At 65.2% G+C, this 15819-nt stretch carries 17 protein-coding genes, 1 tRNA gene and 1 pseudogene; 12 read left to right on the plus strand and 7 right to left on the minus strand.

Going from position 1 to position 15819, the window contains the following annotated elements:
- Positions 1–11 precede the first annotated feature (11 nt).
- From IPG50_03540 to IPG50_03565, 6 genes are all read left to right on the plus strand, one after another.
- Positions 12–380, plus strand: a complete 369-nt coding sequence (locus IPG50_03540; GenBank protein ID MBK6691264.1) for a hypothetical protein — start codon at positions 12–14, stop codon at positions 378–380.
- A gap of 175 nt (positions 381–555) precedes the next feature.
- Complete coding sequence (locus IPG50_03545) at positions 556–825, plus strand: hypothetical protein (protein MBK6691265.1); 270 nt, start codon at positions 556–558, stop codon at positions 823–825.
- Positions 826–929: 104 nt separating this feature from the next.
- Positions 930–1244, plus strand: coding sequence for a hypothetical protein (locus tag IPG50_03550; protein ID MBK6691266.1), 315 nt, complete (start codon positions 930–932; stop codon positions 1242–1244).
- Positions 1245–1889: 645 nt separating this feature from the next.
- The gene (locus IPG50_03555; protein ID MBK6691267.1) at positions 1890–2066 is read left to right on the plus strand and encodes a hypothetical protein; all 177 of its coding nucleotides are present in this window, start codon (positions 1890–1892) and stop codon (positions 2064–2066) included.
- Between the two features lie 453 nt (positions 2067–2519).
- Complete coding sequence (locus IPG50_03560; protein MBK6691268.1) at positions 2520–3548, plus strand: bifunctional DNA primase/polymerase; 1029 nt, start codon at positions 2520–2522, stop codon at positions 3546–3548.
- A gap of 120 nt (positions 3549–3668) precedes the next feature.
- Positions 3669–4679 (plus strand): hypothetical protein, encoded by a 1011-nt coding sequence (locus IPG50_03565; protein MBK6691269.1) that lies wholly within the window; start codon positions 3669–3671, stop codon positions 4677–4679.
- Positions 4680–5608: 929 nt separating this feature from the next.
- Here the strand turns inward: IPG50_03565 and IPG50_03570 are convergent.
- Both IPG50_03570 and IPG50_03575 read right to left on the minus strand, forming a co-directional pair.
- On the minus strand, positions 5609–6124 hold the full coding sequence (locus IPG50_03570) for a hypothetical protein (protein ID MBK6691270.1): 516 nt from the start codon (positions 6122–6124) through the stop codon (positions 5609–5611).
- 33 nt (positions 6125–6157) lie between these two features.
- On the minus strand, positions 6158–6475 hold the full coding sequence (locus IPG50_03575) for a hypothetical protein (GenBank protein MBK6691271.1): 318 nt from the start codon (positions 6473–6475) through the stop codon (positions 6158–6160).
- A 443-nt stretch (positions 6476–6918) separates the two neighbouring features.
- On the opposite strand from IPG50_03575, the gene IPG50_03580 reads away from it, so the two are divergent.
- The 4 genes and pseudogenes from IPG50_03580 to IPG50_03595 all read left to right on the plus strand — a co-directional run bounded on the left by IPG50_03580 (position 6919) and on the right by IPG50_03595 (position 8342).
- Entirely contained in the window at positions 6919–7119 is a 201-nt protein-coding gene (locus IPG50_03580) for a hypothetical protein (GenBank protein ID MBK6691272.1), read from the plus strand.
- Between the two features lie 86 nt (positions 7120–7205).
- The gene (locus IPG50_03585) at positions 7206–7364 is read left to right on the plus strand and encodes a helix-turn-helix domain-containing protein (GenBank protein MBK6691273.1); all 159 of its coding nucleotides are present in this window, start codon (positions 7206–7208) and stop codon (positions 7362–7364) included.
- Positions 7365–7366: 2 nt separating this feature from the next.
- Positions 7367–7996: a hypothetical protein gene (locus IPG50_03590; GenBank protein MBK6691274.1), complete on the plus strand. Its 630-nt coding sequence runs from the start codon at positions 7367–7369 to the stop codon at positions 7994–7996.
- Positions 7956–8342: pseudogene (locus IPG50_03595) on the plus strand (tyrosine-type recombinase/integrase). Before IPG50_03590 ends, IPG50_03595 begins: the two are co-directional and overlap by 41 nt.
- Before the next feature lie 226 nt (positions 8343–8568).
- Here IPG50_03595 and IPG50_03600 read toward each other — a convergent pair.
- A tRNA-Phe gene (locus IPG50_03600) sits at positions 8569–8641 on the minus strand.
- Between the two features lie 105 nt (positions 8642–8746).
- On the opposite strand from IPG50_03600, the gene IPG50_03605 reads away from it, so the two are divergent.
- Both IPG50_03605 and IPG50_03610 read left to right on the plus strand, forming a co-directional pair.
- Positions 8747–9913, plus strand: a complete 1167-nt coding sequence (locus tag IPG50_03605; protein MBK6691275.1) for an aromatic ring-hydroxylating dioxygenase subunit alpha — start codon at positions 8747–8749, stop codon at positions 9911–9913.
- Entirely contained in the window at positions 9910–10737 is an 828-nt protein-coding gene (locus IPG50_03610; GenBank protein MBK6691276.1) for a hypothetical protein, read from the plus strand. The genes IPG50_03605 and IPG50_03610 overlap by 4 nt, the downstream gene beginning before the upstream one ends.
- A 26-nt stretch (positions 10738–10763) precedes the next feature.
- On the opposite strand, the gene IPG50_03615 is transcribed toward IPG50_03610, so the two are convergent.
- The 4 genes from IPG50_03615 to IPG50_03630 all read right to left on the minus strand — a co-directional run bounded on the left by IPG50_03615 (position 10764) and on the right by IPG50_03630 (position 15737).
- The gene (locus IPG50_03615) at positions 10764–11939 is read right to left on the minus strand and encodes a hypothetical protein (protein ID MBK6691277.1); all 1176 of its coding nucleotides are present in this window, start codon (positions 11937–11939) and stop codon (positions 10764–10766) included.
- A 166-nt stretch (positions 11940–12105) separates the two neighbouring features.
- Complete coding sequence (locus IPG50_03620) at positions 12106–13611, minus strand: glycosyltransferase family 39 protein (protein ID MBK6691278.1); 1506 nt, start codon at positions 13609–13611, stop codon at positions 12106–12108.
- A complete protein-coding gene (locus tag IPG50_03625) occupies positions 13608–14885 on the minus strand; it encodes a glutathionylspermidine synthase family protein (GenBank protein ID MBK6691279.1) in 1278 nt (425 codons plus the stop codon). The genes IPG50_03620 and IPG50_03625 overlap by 4 nt, the downstream gene beginning before the upstream one ends.
- 6 nt (positions 14886–14891) lie before the next feature.
- Positions 14892–15737 (minus strand): DUF350 domain-containing protein, encoded by an 846-nt coding sequence (locus IPG50_03630; GenBank protein MBK6691280.1) that lies wholly within the window; start codon positions 15735–15737, stop codon positions 14892–14894.
- Between the last annotated feature and the right edge of the window lie 82 nt (positions 15738–15819).

The following is a 15819-nucleotide window of genomic DNA, read 5'->3' on the forward strand; positions in this document are numbered from 1 at the left end:
GCCCTGACATCGTGTTCCGCGCCCTCGCCGATTGCGGTGTCACGTTCGAGAGCTCCGACGCTGAACGCCTCGCGAGGACGTACACGAAGGGAGGGCCGTTCGAGCCTGGCGAGATTCCGATCGCGGTGAAGCCGGGCATCGTCGAACGCGCGAAGCTTGCATTGGGCTTGGATCCGATGGCCAAGGGGCTCGACATGCTCTTGCACGACAACCGAGGGCCGATTGAGCAAGGCGACATCTACAGGGCGCTGCGAGTCGAGCCGAGCACGGAGATCGATCGCAGGATCCACGGGGCCTTAGTGGCCCGGGGATGGGAGAAGACGATGGTGACTTTTGAAACAGGCGACCGGCGCAAGGGCTGGCGGAAAGTGGAACGATGAAGACCGACGACAAGACACAGGACCCGGGCACCGCAGAGCAAGCCCGGCACGACTGGTAGGACCGGAGCAAGAAGCGTTGGATGACCGACGACGAGCGCCTTGAAGACCAACGCACCAAAGGGGAGAACCCTGTTCAGCGTGCGCGGAATGCTTGGCTCAAGCGGAACTCGGAGCGATGCAAGTGAAGCTCTCAAGACTTCAAGCGAGCTTTGTGGATGCGCAGCCGGACGAACCTCATCTGGCCAAGAGACTCGCGAAACTTCCGCCCGACGCGCTGTGTGAGGTTCTTTTGCAACGAGAGGCCTTGCTACGCGCAGCGATCTACGACCTCGCGCGCCACGTTGGCTTTCAGCCGATCGAGGAACAAGACACCGGAAGCAACGAGGACACGAAGACAGACGCTCCAAACAGGGCCCACGCGTTCCGAAGGTTCGTCAAGATCTAGATCGGCGGTGCTTCGTGAACGTCCTCAGGCTCTTCGATGAAAAAGAAGATCTGCTCCGCGAGTAGGGCGCGATCCGCGTGCTGTATTCTACATGCATCCCGGAGATGACTCGCAAGGTCACAATCGCGCCCGGGGTCTTGGCGATCGTGCACACGGACAACCGCCAGAATTATCCCCAGGTCCCAAACGAGATCTTTGATCTCTTGGCCAGAGGCGCCGCGAAGTTGCCGGACTGGGCGCCTTGGGCGGACCCCGTCACGTTGCCTGCGATGCTTGAACGCGGATGCGAGCGTGCGACCTTGCGAGGTCTCGTAATCGATCGGCGGCGCATGGGTCGCGACGACGAAAAGATAGAGGCGGAGATCGCGAAGCACTTCCCCGACGTTGACGCCGATCTTTCGGCGGAGGTGCTCGGATGACGCGCTTCGTTGACCTCACACCAAAGCTACGTCTCCTCGCCGCCACTTCTCCAACGTCAGAGAACCTGCCGCATCAAATCAGCGCGCTGTCAGCGTACGACGTGGTGTTGGTCCTTCTTGAGCGCGAGCGACTCTTGGCGCAACGTATCGATGCAATCGAGAAAGCGTCTGCGAGGGCTCGGCTTTTCGGGGGCCCAAAATGATTCTCCAGATGATCGAAGACGCGCCATTGCTTGATCTGTCCTACCGCTCCGGATACCGCGCACGGCGCTACCGAAGCACTTGGCCCACGTTCGCGGATGTGGAGATCCTCCCCGGCCTGAAGTGCACCACGGTGACAGGCGACGATCCTTCCCTTCCTTGGATGCCCGATCGCCTTTCCGATGCTCTCCGCGCACGGGGTGTCGTGGCCAAAGGGGCCAGTGGGGTTGTCCTGCCCTCTCAAGTGCCCTCAGACCGCGCTGACGTGTACGAGGGCCCGATCCAGCGCGCTTTCCTGGATGGCCTCGCGAGAGATCTTCGACGTGGCGGAATGTCGAGCGCCGAGATCTCAGCGGCAATCGTGAACTAGTACCCGTCGCTTTCGGCGAGTGACGTAGCGCGAGCGGTGTCCGCATGATGAGCCCCGAGCAATTGGTACACGTCATGACGTTCGCCCGATGCACGCCGCACGAAGCGGTCCGCGTGCTCATGGGTTTGGATGCGGGGACCTTCGCGGCCACTCGGATGAAGGAAGCGGCGGAGGCGATGAACTGGGAAGCGCCGGTGAACATTTGGGCCCAGTCTCACGCGACCCTTCGAACCCCCTGGGGATCCTCGTGAAAGCTGTGGCACGAACCGTCACCAAATGTCACAGTCGCGAGATGACGCTCTAGGTCCGCTCGGGTTGGTGTTGCTTGCGCTGTGGCTCATGGCTCGCGCGACCCTACGCCCAACGCTCGATTGAGTGGTTTCACCGGTTCCTGTCCGAGCACTCCTGTTCCGAAGGCGCCCGCGAATGGTGCCCGGAAGGTGTGGCGCCTCCCGAGCCTCGAAAGGGCTTCATGGGCCATCCGGTGATCTCTGCGCCCAAGAAGGGCCGCCCGCGAAAGCACTCGACCTCAGGGTGAGGTCAGCGGCAAGCCCCCGGCCGATCGCGGAGGGCAATTCTTCGGGCGCAAAGCCCAAAAATGCAGAAGGCCGGGAGCGTTAGAGCGCTCACCGGCCGGAAAGCATCAGATGACGTAGAAAAGTGGCACCGATAACCAGACCAACAGCGCGACGCTCAAAAAGCACGTGCGGACACCCACGACGTTCTCCGTGCACGTCAGTGAGGCCAACGAGCACGGGAAGCGAGAGAAGAACCCGCTGTGCAAGTGGGGTGACGTTGAAGAAGGCGAACACCGCGAAGCCGAGTGGGCTCGTAACACCGCGAACGCCGTGGGACTGGCCACGGGCAAGAAGAGCGGCGTGATCGTCGTGGACGTGGACGATCTCTCCGTGGAGCTCCCCGCGGACTACCTGGAGACCTTCACCGTGAGGACAAACCGCGGGAAGCACCTCTACTTCGTGGCACCTGAAGGCATCCCCGTTCCGACCCTCACGGCCTTCCCTGTCGAGGGCACAGACCTTCGAGGCGATGGGGGCTACGTCGTGATCGAGGGCCTTGGCTACTCAATCGAGAAGGACGTCCCTCCGGCGCCTTGCCCGAAGTCTCTTCTTGAGGCCATCGCGAAACACGAGCTGAAGAGGAGTAGCAAGAAGACAACCTCCGCCGCCTACACGGTCGACCTCAGAACGCCACTGGGTCAGAAGATGCTTCGCGCCGCGACGGAGGACGCGAAGACGCTGTCCGTTGGCGAGCCCGGCAATCGAGATGATCATCTGTTCACGGCGGCGCTACAGCTCGTGTGCACGCGAGGCATGCCACAGGACAAGGCGGTGGAGCTCCTCGTGGCGCACTACTGTCCCCGCGTGTCGGAGGATGGCAGGGACACGGTTGCCCCTAAACGTGTGGAGTACAAGTGTCAGGAGGCCTCGGAGAAGGGGGCCCGGGAGTTCGTTCCGTTCACGGATGAAGACGTCGCCCAATGGGTGAAGGTGTCGCGGTCCGTACACGAGGCAGAGAGGCGAGAGACGTGGGGCCTCGTTTCACCTGAGAAGGTCGTTCGGCCCGCCCTCAGGGAGAACTATCGCCCGCTGAAGTCCAAAGATCTGGTTCCCGCCACATCTCCACGGGAGACCGGTTTCGGAGACCTCACCAACATCCTCGCGACGCATGACGCTTGGGCGGGCCGCCTCACCTACGACGAGTTTGGAGAGTAGGAGATCGCCATCCAACCGCCCGTAGCGTTCGAGCACCGGGGGTTCTTTTCCTCCGTCGATGTGTCGGCGGCGCGGCAATGGTTCGCGGCGTCCCTCGGTCTCTCGATCGGCAAGGAAGCCATGGGGGATGCGCTTACACGTGTTGCACGCGACAACGCACGTCACCCCGTCCGCGAATACCTGGAAGGCCTTCCCCCTTGCGAGGATCCCGCCGCGACGCTGGAGGACTTCGCGGTGAAGGGCATCGGCGCCAAGACCCCGCTTGACTGTCTGCTCATCCGAAAGTTTTTAGTGGCCGCCGTTCGTCGAATCCTCAATCCGGGCGTCAAGCACGATGGCGTCCTCGTGCTCTTCGGCCCACAGGGGACCGGCAAGAGTTCCTTGCTCTACGCGCTCTCGCCTCAGGGGCGCTGGGTGCAGGAGTCGCTTCCCGACCTCGAGAACAAAGACGCTTGCGAAGCTCTCCGGGGTAGGTGGCTGGTTGAGATCGCAGAACTCCAAGCGCTCATTCGGAAAAGCGAGGAGGTTGCGAAGGACTTCTTGAGCCGGCAGGAGGACTCGTACCGCCGGCCCTACGATCGAGGAACTTCGCGCTATCCGCGGCAATGCGTCTTCATCGCCACGACGAACACCAAGGAGATGCTTAGGGACGTGACGGGGGCCAGGCGCTATTGGACCATTGAGACCTCGGGGATTGACGTGCCTTGGGTCGAGATGAATCGCGATCTCATCTGGTCCGCCGCGCTTCACCTAGCGACGACCGAACCTGCCGCGAGTCACCACCTGACTTCGGATGAGCGCACGCAACTCGATGACTCGCAGGAAGGCTTCAAGCAGCGCGACCCCTGGCACGAACAAGTAGAAGGCTTCCTCGCGGGGAAGCAGAAGGTTGGCAACTTGGAGGAAGTCTGGCTCGGAGCGCTTCACGGTTTGGGCCCCGCCTTCGGGGAAGGGATGCGGGCCGATGCGATTCGCGCGTTCGACAAGAAGAGCCGGGACCGCCTAGCGAGTGTGATGCGCGCCTGTGGATGGGAAACCAAGACCTTCAGGGAAGAGCCGGGGGGGCCCAAGAGGCGCGGTTGGACTAGGGTCGCGAAGGCGCATGTCCCCGGAACACGAGAGGACGCGTGAGGGACGCGTAGACGTGTCCCGCGAGTTTCACAGGACTTCCGGGGTCTTCCAACCAGTGGGACACATGGGACACATCTATTCCGTATTCAATGATCGTCTGAGAGGAGCGGCGCAGCCCTGGCCCTGTAGGGGTCGACGGGCACCCCGTTGGGAAACACGTGTCCCACGTGTTCCACGTGTTCCAGGGAAACGGGCCCGGTGTGCGGGTCCCCTTCCACTTCGAAGACCTCGGATGCGGAGCGGGCAAGAAACCTCGAGAAAAACGCGGGAACGTGGCGCGATCCGCAATTTTCACCGTAGCCGTCTAGAACCTCGGGAACTTGAGGCCTGCCACCGGGGATCGGGGGTGGGCTCTCGGCGCTTCCGGTGTTGCGCGTTCGTCCTCTCCGTAGGTGCTTGGCTCGTTCACTTCGGCTGGGGCGAACGCAACTTGGTTACGGGCGGCGCGGCGAGGGGTCTTCGAAACCTCCCCGTTCAGATCTTTGAACAAGGCCCCGGCGCTTCCGGACACATGAACGATCGGCGTCGCCGTGGGCGTGGTCCCGTGTTCTGGTTAGGCGTTCAGATGCCTGCGAGAAGGTCCGCGCGCTCTGCTCCGCTCAGCGCGCGCAGCTTGGCGCAAAGCGAAGAGCTCCTAGGATCGTCCCCGAGCACGTCCTGAACGATGGCGATGATGCCATCTGCAGCAGCGTTCCTCCACGCCCGGGCCGCGGCACCCTCTAGCGAGTGCCACATCTTCTTGGTTCATGCAGAAGTGCTAGCACTCAGCTCGGATAACGCAACGTAACCCGTTGATATGTCAAGCGTTGACAGGAGATCGCCCGACTGCCACACGCCCCATCCTTGGGGACCTTCGAGCCGCCCAAGAAAAGGAACACGCCCCCGGAACCGAAGCCCCGGAGGCGCATGCACCCATCTCCCGCGTGATCTCAGGGCCCGTGGATGAGAGCCGTTCGGGCAGCGCGCGCGTGGGTGAGGGCGTGCCCGATGAAGGCGAGGTTACCCGTGGCCAGTCCTTCCCCGACGTCATCCAAGGTCGCGTCCAAGAGCGTCAAGAGAAGGCCCATGGCGTCCACGATGCCTTCGGGGTCCTGTTCTGCAATGGCGATGCTGCCGGCCCGCGAGCGCGCCTCTTGAGCCTCTCGGATGTCCGTCACGTTCGTCCTCGCGGCGAACCCAACGCACGGCTCCCCTTCGTGGACGAACAGCACGGGCCGGAGATCGTCCTCGGGGGGTGCTGCGATGCTTGCGATCTCACTATCCGAGCACCCCGCCCCCCTGGCCAACTTGGTGATCTCGCTCTTCGTTGCCGCTGTGACGTGAACCCCACCGTCATCGTCGCTTGTCACCAAGAGAGCCTCCGCCCTGGGGTGGCTCGCAAGCGCATCGGTCGCGTAGACCTCGTGGGTCCAGGACATGAGTCGGTCGTCGTCGTCGTTGAACATGGTGGTTCCTCCTTCGATCTCGGTTCGGTCGGTTCAAGCACCAAGAAGCCAGTCGCAAGCGCGCCAGAGGGCGGCAGGCATGGGGTCGTGGGCGGGCTTCGCTCGTTTCCGTGGCTTTGCGCTCGCCTTGGGCGCTACCGCGAGAGGCGCGGCTAGGTCGAAGCCGGGGATGTAATCCACGCGGGCCTCCACGCCGTTCTCCAGCGTCCAAACCGTCGCGAGGGTGGCAACGAAGGGGCACTTCGCCTGCGCCTCTCTGGCGGCATCGTGGGCCGTGGGGGCGCTCACAATCTTGGTGAAGGTGGCATCGCCGTGGGTGAGAACGACTCGGAACGAGGGTAGCGCGCTCATGACTTCTTATGTACCTATTAGATCCCTATCGCGCAAGGGTTCCTGGTGTCGATAGTTCACCAATCGTCCACGAGATCGGCGCGCGCTCGTACGTCGTTGGAATGCCTCACGGAAAGCGAGCGTGACAACGGACTGTGTATCCGCGTGTCATGAGCGCATGAACCACCTCCGAGACAACGACGCGATCGAGCCATATTCACGTACTTCTAGCGTCTCCGACGCGCGCGATCCCACCTACATGGCCGAAGGGGGCGGCACCCCCGGCCGCTTCCGGCGCAACGGATCGAAGTGAGTCACCGAAAAATTTTTCCAATTTTCAAAGGGATGCCGCGTTCAGAACTCTGAACAACATCTGGACCTGGACAGCCACTACTTTTAGAGTACATAGTAGCGTCATGGCTCGAACGGGTAGGCCGAAGAAGAAGACCCCTCCCGAGAGGACGTTGCAGCTCAAGATCCTGATCTCGCCAGAAGAGAAGCAGTGGCTAGAAGAGATCGCTGAAGCGAAAGGCCTCAATGTCAGCACCGTGATCCGGCAGTGGATCCGCGCTGAACGCATCGGCGCTAGCGGCAGCCCTGCGAGCACGATGGATCCGGAACGCGCGCTACTGCATGCCGCGATTACAAAGCTCCTGATGAAGTAGACGGCAACGACAACAACAACGGAGAACGGGATGAAGAAGAGTGCGAGCAAGTTCGCGAGCGTGGAGCCCGCGTGGTGAGCGCCTAGCTGCGACGCTTCCTGTCGTGGAGGGACATCGCTGAAGAGTTAGGTGTTTCTCGTCGCACGGCGTTCCGAATCATGCACGAGGCAGGGGCCGTGAACCTTCATGGCCTCCGTCTTGAGCGCGCGAACCTAGAGGCCTGGATCAGCGAACAGAAAGAGTAGACATGCAACTTTGGAAACGACCCGAGACCGGAATCTACTACGCGTGGATCAAGCAGCCCCACGGCGGCACCAAGAGGGTCTCCACGAAGTGCATCAAGAAGGCAGACGCCGAGCTGTGGGCCGCGCGAAGGGAGCGAGAGTCTCTCGATCCGAGTCACTCAACCGCGAACAAGGCCACGACCAAAGGAGCCATTGAAAGCTTCCTTGCCGGACGCGTCCGAAGGCAGCGGCGCGACGAGACGATCGCCTTCTACCGCGTAAAGCTAGGACACGTTCTCCGACTGTTCCCGGAGATGCTTCGCGACGTCAACGCCTCGACGCTGGAGAGCTACACCGACACGCGCCGCGAGGAGGGTGCCGCCAACGCCACGATCGCGAAGGAGGTCGGCGCGGCCCTGGCCATGCTTCGGTACGCGCGGAAGCTGGACCTCTGGACCGGCGACATTGACAAGGTGCGCCCCGACATCCCGACGGGCTACACCCCCGCGAAGGCGAGCGCTAACGCCCTGGGAACTCTTCGGGCTCGTGAACTACTTCTGTTCGCGCAAGTTGGAAGGCCGACCGTGGTTCCACGAAGAGGGCAAGGCGGCCATGATCGGGTTCATCGTGGCCACGGCATGCCGCTGGGGTGAGGCGTGCAGGGTGCGGCGAGAAGACGTGAAGGCGCGACAGGTCGATATCCGCGGCACGAAGACGCCGGGCGCGGCTAGGTCCGTTCCGAGGGGCATCCCGCTCCTAGAGCACATCCTTCGTTGGTCCCTCGATCACGCCGATGGGGGGACGTTGCTCTTTCGTGCGTGGCCTAACGTGCGGCGAGATCTCGCCAATGCATGTGAAGCGCTCGGCATCGATCCCGTGAGCCCGAATGACCTGCGCCGCACTTTCGCGACATGGCTCGACAACGAGGAGGTCCCTCACTGTCACATCGCCAGGGCGATGGGCCACGTAGACACGCGAATGGTCTACCGAGTCTACGGTGCGCCGACGACGGAGGAACTTGGCCGCCTGCTTGGCGCTCGCGCTGAACTGCTGGAGGGCACGCCTGACGTGGTGCCCGATCGCGAATCGCCCGACGATTCGCAGCAAAGCTCCGGGGTCGCTTCTGAACTGTTGTTGAACTGTTCGGGAGGCAATTCGGGGCACTTTGAGGCACCCCTGGCACTTGAGGAATCTTCTGATTCCCTGGAAATTCCCGCGATCCTAGTGCCCAGAGACAGAATCGAACTGCCGACACGGGGATTTTCAATCCCCTGCTCTACCAACTGAGCTATCTGGGCAACGCGCGCGAAATTACTCGAGGACCGGTCCGCTCGCCAAGTCCTTTCCGCGCGAACCGCGTCGACCAGCGAGATCGGTCGCTTCCGGCGTACCCTCGTCTCCCCGTGCTCGGTCCACTCTTCGCTCGCCAACGGCAGCCGTTCACCGGAGACGATCTCGCCCGCACGCGAGCAGCCTTCGCGGAGGCGAAGCCGCTTCCCGCTGCCGTTTACACCGACCCAGAGGTCTTCCGGCTCGAGCAACGCTCGCTGCTCCGCGAGGGCTGGCTCCCGATGGGCCGCGCCGCCGATGTACCCCGCCCCGGCGACTTCATGCGCCCGCCGTCGCCGTGGAACGTCCTCGTCGCGCGCGGCGACGACCTCGTCGTGCGCGCGTTTCAGAACACGTGCCGTCATCGCGCCGCAGAGCTCGTCACCGCTCCGCGAGGTCGAGTCGCGTCCTTTGAGTGTCCGTACCACGGCTGGTGTTATGCGAAGGACGGCAGGCTGCGCGCCGCCCCCTACGCGCCCGCGGGCTTCGACGCAGGGACGCGTGGACTAATCCCCGTGGCGCTGGCGACGCTCGGCGACCTCCTCTTCGGGCGCCTTCGTGAGGGCGCGGCGCAGGCGCGCGACGTCGCGCCCGTCGACTCGGCGCCTTCGTGGCTCCGCGAGACCGAGCTGCGCCACCTCGTGCGCGTCCACGAGGCCTCGTGGAGCGTGGCGGCCAACTGGAAGCTCCTCGCGGAGAACTTCCAGGAGTCGCATCACTTCACGCGCGTGCACGGCTCGCTCGAGCGATGGACGCCCAACGACGACGCGCGCTCGGTGCTCAAGAGCGGGCCGTGGCTCGGAGGCACGATGGAGCTCGTCGACGAGGCGGAGACGGTGTCGGCATCGGGGAAGCGGCTGGGGCGCCCGTACCTCGTCGCGCCAGCGCTCCGGCGCACGGTGCACGACGCGATGTTGTTTCCGCTCCTCCTGACGAGCCTGCAGCCCGACTACCTTCTGACCTACCGGCTCGTTCCCAAGGCGCCGGGCCAGACGGAGGTCCACTTCGACATTTTCGCGCATCCCGAGGTCCGCTCGCCTGAGGCGATCGTCGACCTCGTCGACTTCTGGCGCCGCGTGAACGCTGAGGACGGCGCCATTTGTGAGTCGCAGCAGCGAGCCTTCGAAGGCTGTCCCGATGCGAGTCCGGCGTGTTACGCGTCCGTCGAGGACGGCGTCCACGCATTTCAGCTTTGCGTCGCCGAAGCCTACGCGAGCGCCGTGGCGGAGGAAGCACCGTGAGCCAGCTCCACGGCATCTTTGGGCGCCCGTATCTCGATCTCGAGTCGCTCCTCGGCCTCGAGGACCAGGTCCTCCGGGAGGTCGATCGCGAAGTCGGACTCGCGCTACCTCTCGCGACGACGAGCTACACCGGAGGAAGCCTCAAGTGGATGGGCGTCGTGGCCCCCTGGGCCGAGCACGACGGCTACCGCGACTACGGTCATGTCATCGAGGCCATGAGCGATGACGCGTTCGTCGACTTCGTGTCACTCGGCGAGAGCCCCGAGCGCTTCGAGCTGGCGCGACGACGCGACTACCGCTTCGGCGACGAGACCGACAACCCGTTGACGCTCGCCCAGATGCGCCATCTCGAGATGGCGCACGGCGTCTATTTTCCCTGGAAGCACTGCTACCACCTGCTCGAGAACGATCGCTGGGACGACAAGCACTCGGGCCATGGCAAGGCTTTCGGCGAGGAGGCGCGACGGCTCTTCCCGAAGACCCTGGCCTTGCTCGAGGCCCTCCCCTTTCGCGAGATCGGGCGGGCTGTGATCTTCGGCGTCGCCGCCAACGATCACGCCCCCGCCCATCGCGACTCAGAGCCGGGCCGAGCGCTCAGCGTCGCCCAATCGATCTCCATCGATCCGCGTGGCGACAAGCGCTTCTACCTAGTGGACGCCACGGGCGAGGCGAAGACGCGCGTCGACGCGCGCGCCTATTGGTTCAACGACATGGACTACCACGGCGTCGAAGCCGCGCCGGTGTTTCAATATTCGCTTCGCGTCGACGGCACCTTCGCGGCGGGGTTCGTGGAGCGGATGGAGCGCGCCTTCGGGCGCCGCTAGAGCGACCCTCGCACGCGCTCGCGCAATCACTTGAGGGCGGGACTGCCAGACGCTCCCGCCGGCGTCGGCTCGGGCGTGCACACGTTCGCCGCCGGCGGCGTCGCGCCTCGGTAGTCGACGACGAGCGAGCCCGACACGGCCAACTCCTTCGCGAAGACGGCTCCGACAACGTCGACGCCGCCGGAGAACCCGACCCGCGCGTGGGGCGCGTAGAGCAACCCGTGGAGCCGCTGACTGCCCGAGTGAGCCACCTCGGTTCCGCCCACGTAGACGCGGAAGGCGCCGGCCTCGGCGCCCTCGCCGAGGGCGAGATCGCCAGAGCTGGCCAGGTTGCCTGCCACGAAGAGATCGAGCGACGCACCCTTGGCGATCTCGATCGCCTCGGCCCCGGAGACGACGAAGTCGCCGTCGACGTGGAGGGCCACGGCCCCGTCGATCTTGAGCTTGTGCGAGCCCGAGGTGGAGAGGCTCTTCACGTAGTAGTTGCCCGTCGGCAGGGTCAGCTGGCCTTGCCCGCTCGTGACGACGTCGTCACCGACCCCTGTGACCTTGCCGTTGTCGTTTTGTGCCTTGGCAGCGGCGACCCGCGCCTTCACGTCGAAGAGCGTCTTGCCCTCGCAGCCGCAAGGCTCCATGACGGGCGCTGGGTAGGCGGCGCGCGCGCCCACGCTGCTGGCGCCCGACGTCACGAGCTCGCCGCCGAGCTTCAGGGCGCCACCGACGTGCAGGTCGCCCGAGCTCCACACGTTGCCGCCGCCCACGAGATCGCGGGTCACGCGAAGTGACCCCGAGTCGACGACGTTTTTCGCCGTGGCGAGATCCGTCTTCACCTCCACATCGCCGCTGATCTGGACGCCATCATGAGCGATCAGCGCCCCGCCGATGCGCGCCGTGGATGAGGCGCTGAAGGCACCGTTGACGCCGACGTCGGCAGCGCCGCCGAGCGTCGCTTTCGTTTCAAGCGAGCCGGACAGCGAGAGATCGTTGCAGACGCAAATGGCGCGCTGGAACACGGCGTTCGCCGGCGCGTAAGGACAGGTGCCCGAGACGAGCTTTGTCGAAGGAACCTCTTCCGGGGCCCGCAGGAAGGTCGGACCGGCGGTCTGCGGCCCCGAGGCGCCGTCGACATCAAGCGGACCGGAGCCAGAACATGCCGTGAGCAACGTCAGGGCAGCGGTGAATTTTGTCGTGCGGATGAGCATGGAACCTCCGTGGGGCTCCGGCACTGTTGCGAAGGCTAGGCCAAGGTGCGCCACAACGATCTCGGGAGGTTGCGAGACGGCAGCTGCGTCGGACGCGTTCCGTTCGGGCGCGCCGCGCGGCGTGCGGCGCGTCACCGGCGACGCAGCCGGTATCGCGAGGCCGCCGCTACGGCGGCACGATGCGCGTGTACTCATGTGGAGGCGGCTCGCAAGGACCGTCACGCCGGAAGAGCATGAAGCCCCGACTCTCGGGCCCCTCGCGGTAGTCCTTGGGCTGCTGAAACTCGCGCCGGGCAATGAGGACGTTGGCAGACCGCAAGTTCCGGGGCGAAAACGCGAAGAGCAGCGGCACATCGCGATGCAAATACGCAAAGCCACCGGTCGACGACCAAGGGATGTCCTTGAGCACCACGCCGCAGGTGTCGTCCGCCGCGCCGGCGGCCCATAGCAAGCGATTGATGCCCTCGGCCGCGTGCCACGGACTGTCGTTGTCGAAGGCGAGTCCCGCCGCGAGGCCGTCTTCGTGGCCGAGATCACCGAAGGTCATGAAGGCCGCTCGCTCTCCAAAGCCCGCCACCGACAGCACAACAAGTGCGACCGCGAGCGCCGCTGCCACGGGCCGGCGCGCGAGCGATGGCCACCGGCCCGTGACCCACGCCGCGCACACGGGCAGCGCCATCGACAGGCCAGCGGCGGCCACCGTCAAGGCGAGCGGAACCGGCGGCAACAGGTAGCGGTACTCCTTGTGCGGCACCGCCGAATGAACGAGAAAGTAGACGCCCACGAGCGCGACGTAGCGCCCCCACGAGCGCCAAGCCAGGGTGAGCCCCGCGAGCACCACAAGCATGACGACTCCGCCGGAGCGCCAGGTCGTCTGCCAGTAGTAGCCAAACGGAAGCGCGCCCCACGACGCGCCGCCGGTCTCCGCGTGAAAGCGTGCGTACTGCACAAAAGAGTAAAAGGGACGGCCCCAGGTGACGTAGTCGAGCATCCCGCCTGCGAGGCCGGCGATGGCCGCTCCCGCGGCAAAGGCCCCGGCGTCGCGGAAGCGTCGTTCGGCGAAGAGCACGCCAGCGAGGCCGACGACCACGAGACCGTTTTGGTAGCGAAAGAACACGGCGACGCCGGCGAGCGCGCCTGCCGTCGCGAGGCGTCGCCACGACACCGCATCGCGATCACTCGCCGAACGGTGGGAGAGGAGCGCGCCGGCCAGGAGGAGCGGCGCGCTTACGGTCTCGGTCATGCACTTGCTCCCGAAGAGCACCGTCGCTGGAAATAGCGCCACCCAGGTGCCCGCGAGGATCGCCGCCCGCGGTCCGGCCATTCGGAGCGCGAGGCGCATCGCGAGCTCCGCCGTAACCACCGACGCGGCCACCATCGCGAGCTTTGCCGCCACGACGAGCGTCACCGCGCTCTTCACACCAAGGGCCGAAAGGAACTTCCAGAGGAGGCCGATCAGGCCGGGGAAGAGCCAGGAGCGCGCGCCCTCAGCGAACTCCCACGGCACGATGCCGTAGCCAAAGGCGAAGCGGTGCGCCTGCTCAAGGCTCTGGAAGAACTCGTCGGGCCAGAAGAGTCCTTGGTCGGCGAAGGCCGCCCAGAGGCGCGGCGCGAGCGCCAATGCGAGGACGGCGCCGCGCGCGAGCGGCCCGAGGTGCGGCCGCTCGTTCATGGCGACGGCGAAGGCGCCGGCGCGACGAGGACCGGAACGCTCAGCGCCGCCGCGTCGGTGGCCGTGCCCGCGGGCGATGTCCGCGCGTAGAGGCCCGCCGCTTGGCCGGCCACGACGTAGACGCCGAGGTTCGTGGTCTCCCCTGCCCCGGTCCGCTCGGCGTCGAAGTACCGCTGCGCCACCCACCGCCCGGGCCGCGCGAACACGATGGTCTTCTCCCACTGCTCCGTCGTCACGAGCCGCCCGATCACGACCTCGTCGCCCTCGGCGCCGTAGTCGCTCTTGATGACCGACTCGTCTTTCTGGGCGAAGAGCTGCTCTTCGTGGACGTTCTCGAGGCGACGCGTCACAGGCACATGCGCCTCCACCACGCGCGCCGCCTTTGGGGACAGCCGATGGATGTGCTCCCAGAGAAACGCCATCATTCGCTTGTTCTGCGGAAGCACGGAGCCAAACGGGTTCAAGACCGCGAGCCGCCCCTCCAGCTCGGCGCGCAGCACGGTTCGGAGCGGCGCCTCGAGCGCAGCGGCGTCGGGGATGTCCTCGTCGGTCCACGGGGAAGCGCGCTCCCCCCACCAATCGGTCTTGTAGTGCCGCAACATCACGCTGATGGGCGTCCCCATGAGATGCACGCGACCGTCGTCGCCATCGGTGAGGTTGTAGGGAGACCCGAGCACTACGCCCCAGCCCGCGGCTTCGAGCCAGCCTCGGTAGAGCCTCACCAGCGAGAGGTCTTCTGTGAACTCGGTCGGGTAGACGAGGCCGACGGTCTTCGGGTGCGCGCCGCCAGAGGCCCCAAGCGACGCGGCGACGGCAAAGTCGAGCATGGCGAGGAAGCGGGAGCGGAGGCCCTCGTTGGGATCGATGAGGGCCGGTCGGTCCTCCTTGGCGAGGCCGCCCAAGACGATGGCTTCCGCTTCGCCGGTTGGCGTGTCGCAGTTCAGCTCGGCGATGACCGGGCCGTCGCTCGTCATGAACACGTCGACGCGCGCGAGTCCGTGCCAGAAGGGCTTTGACGAGAGCCACATGGTCTTCTGCGCGGGTGACATGCCAAAGAACGTGTCCAGGACACCGTCGCTCTCGTCGACGAGGAGACACGCCTCATGAAACGTCTCGACGACGTCTTCGGCGACCTTCGCCAGGAGCGCGGCCGTCTCGGCTGAAAGCACGATGGGCTCAGAGCGGAAGCGCGGCGCGCCGAAGAGCCACGGATCGAGAATGATGTCCGACGCGAGTACGCGCTTCGCGAACCGGTCGTACGCTTCAACGTCCACGACGGTTCACGCGAGCCGAGCCACCGCGAAGGCCGTGGCGAGGTAGGAAACGGCCTCAATGGCGGCGATGCCTTCGCTGCGCTCGCCGGCTACCGCTCGATCGATGAAGCCACCGTGCAAGGAGAAGCCCCCGCCGAGCAGCACCATCTGCACGAAGACTTGCCGCACCGGATAGAGCGCCACGAGCGTGACGAGCACGCCGGCGTAGCCGCGCAACGACGACGTCCAGCCGGTGAAGTTTCCCTCAAGGGCGCGAGCGACGATGATGGCGATGGCCAAGGCGACGCCCCCATAGCTGATGGCCGCCGCCATGTTCTCTCCCTGGATTTGCTCCGCGTCGTCGTAGCTGGTGACGATGCGAAACAGGGTCACGAAGACGTGCAGCGTCACCTGCGCGAGGGCGAAAAACGCGAACGAAAGGGCCAAGCCCCGGAGGTCCGAGCCGGCGATGGCGCGCGACGTGATGATGCCGGTGGCAGCAAAGTGGGCGCCCGCCGCGAGGCCGGCAGCGCTATTGCCGCGCTCAATCTCCTTGGGCAACTTGGCCGCCAGCAAGAGCCCAAGGCCCAGCCGCCCGACGACCACCACGAGCACCGTGCCAAGCACCCCTAGCGCCAGCGACCACGCGAGATCGCGAGAGAAGGTCGCCCCTTCGGCCGCGTTCTTGACGGCCGACGAGGCCACGAGCAGCGCCGCGAAGACCTGACCCATGTAGAGGAGCCGGGAGGCGCCGTTGGCGCCCTCCCCCACGGATTTCGCTCCCGTGACGGCTGCCAAGACGCGAAGCGCGAGCACGTTGGCGAGCGTGACCACGAGCACGAGGCCGGCGGCGTAGAGCGGCGGCAGGTCCATGGGGAGCGACGCTACACCAGAACGAGGCTTTGGCGACCAGCGACAATCGCGTGGCAGGGAGCGAATGTGACGATGACGTTTC

The sequence above is a fragment of the Myxococcales bacterium genome (assembly GCA_016703425.1).
Classification (GTDB): Bacteria; Myxococcota_A; Polyangia; order Polyangiales; family Polyangiaceae; genus JADJCA01.